We start from the raw sequence: 1,453 nt of genomic DNA on the forward strand, positions 1-1,453 counted from the left end.
TATCAGCACCTTGTTTATTTATAGTCGTAGGATTGTGAGTAGTTAAATGGATTTTCACTAAATCTTCAAAGCTAATTTCAGAAGGTAAATAAGTAATTTCAATTACTTCAGCGTGACCAGTAGTTCCAGAACAGACTTCTCTATATGTAGGATTTATAATTTCACCACCACTATAACCACTCTCTACATTTACAACTCCTTTTAATTGCTGAAACATAGCTTCTGTGCACCAAAAACAACCACCACCAAATGTAACTTTTTTCTCATCAGATTTTACTTTTTTCAGAGCAACAGCATTTATGCAAAATCTCAATCCACTTGGCATAGGACCATCTTGAAACACGTGACCTAAATGAGCATCACAAGTGCTACAAGTTGTCTCTATTCGATACATACCAAACGTAACATCTTTGATATAATTGATTGTATTCTCTTTTATCGGCTGTGTAAAACTAGGCCACCCAGTTCCACTTTGAAATTTTTCTTCGCTGTCAAAAAGTACAGTGTTACAACAAACACAGGCATATTTGCCGGGTTCAAACAAATTGCACATTTCGGAGCTATGAGCTCTTTCTGTTCCTTTTTTACGAGTTACGTAAAATTGTTCTTCGGTAAGAAGTGATTTCCATTCCTCTTCCGATTTTTCTATTCTTTGGTCTGGGTTAAGATTGCCATTATTGGCTAATCTTATTACATCTATCCATTTTTGCATATAAAATTTATTTAATTGTTTGTAAAAATTCAATTGCTTTTTCGGTATTCAAATGAAAATCATTGAATACTACTTTTCCTTCTTGGTTTATAAAAATAAACCAAGGAGTTCCTCCTGTTCTATAATGATACATTACTGTTGAAATATTTTGCGTGCTTTCATCTCCTTCATCTTGTCCAAAAGGAATTTCCAACTTATACTGCTTTTGTGTTTCTTTTAGCTTTTCAAAAGTATTTTGATTTTTACCTTCAAACACTGATTGAATAGCAAAGAATTTAATAGCTTGGTTGTTTTTTAATGCAGTGACCATTTGTTGTAACGAAGGCAAGCCTATTTTATGACAGCCAGGACACCAACTTTGAAAACAATACAAAACAATAAACTTTCCTTTAAAATTAGATAATTGTATAGGTTCAGTATCTTTTCCATTTGCATCAATCCATTTAAATTTTTCCAGTTCTGGGGCATCAAATCCCTCTATACCATATTTTTTATTATTCATTTACCATTTTTATTTATAAGTAATTTAAACACAGATTTCGCAAATCTAACATATTCATTTGCTTTTAAGTCAAATACTACCCATTTGTAAATGTTTCCATATGGACACAATGGAGCATTTGTTTCGCTTCCACTACGTAATTCGTATCTATTTGGATCTATATCATATTCTACTTTTCTTATCCTTTTCAATTCAGGTTTCATTGTTCCTTGTTTTGGCTTGGCATTGCCACTAACGTT

At 32.3% G+C, this 1,453-nt stretch carries 3 protein-coding genes; all 3 read right to left on the reverse strand.

From position 1 onward, the window contains the following. On the reverse strand, positions 1 to 712 hold a 712-nt coding region (gene msrB / locus F564_RS21170), incomplete at its 3' end, for a peptide-methionine (R)-S-oxide reductase MsrB (protein WP_028123736.1). A 7-nt stretch (positions 713 to 719) separates the two neighbouring features. Continuing rightward, complete coding sequence (locus tag F564_RS0117665) at positions 720 to 1,214, reverse strand: peroxiredoxin family protein (RefSeq protein WP_028123737.1); 495 nt, start codon at positions 1,212 to 1,214, stop codon at positions 720 to 722. Further along, positions 1,211 to 1,453, reverse strand: a 243-nt coding sequence (locus F564_RS0117670; protein ID WP_028123738.1) for a hypothetical protein, incomplete at its 5' end; no start/stop codon positions are given. The genes F564_RS0117665 and F564_RS0117670, both read right to left, overlap by 4 nt.

It is taken from the genome of Epilithonimonas tenax DSM 16811, from assembly GCF_000428485.1.
Taxonomy (GTDB): domain Bacteria; phylum Bacteroidota; class Bacteroidia; order Flavobacteriales; family Weeksellaceae; genus Epilithonimonas; species Epilithonimonas tenax.

Coding starts and splice junctions, on each gene's coding strand:
- F564_RS0117665 (WP_028123737.1), bottom strand. CDS start 1,214: ATGAATAATAAAAAATATGGTATAGAGGGATTTGATGCCCCAGAACTG.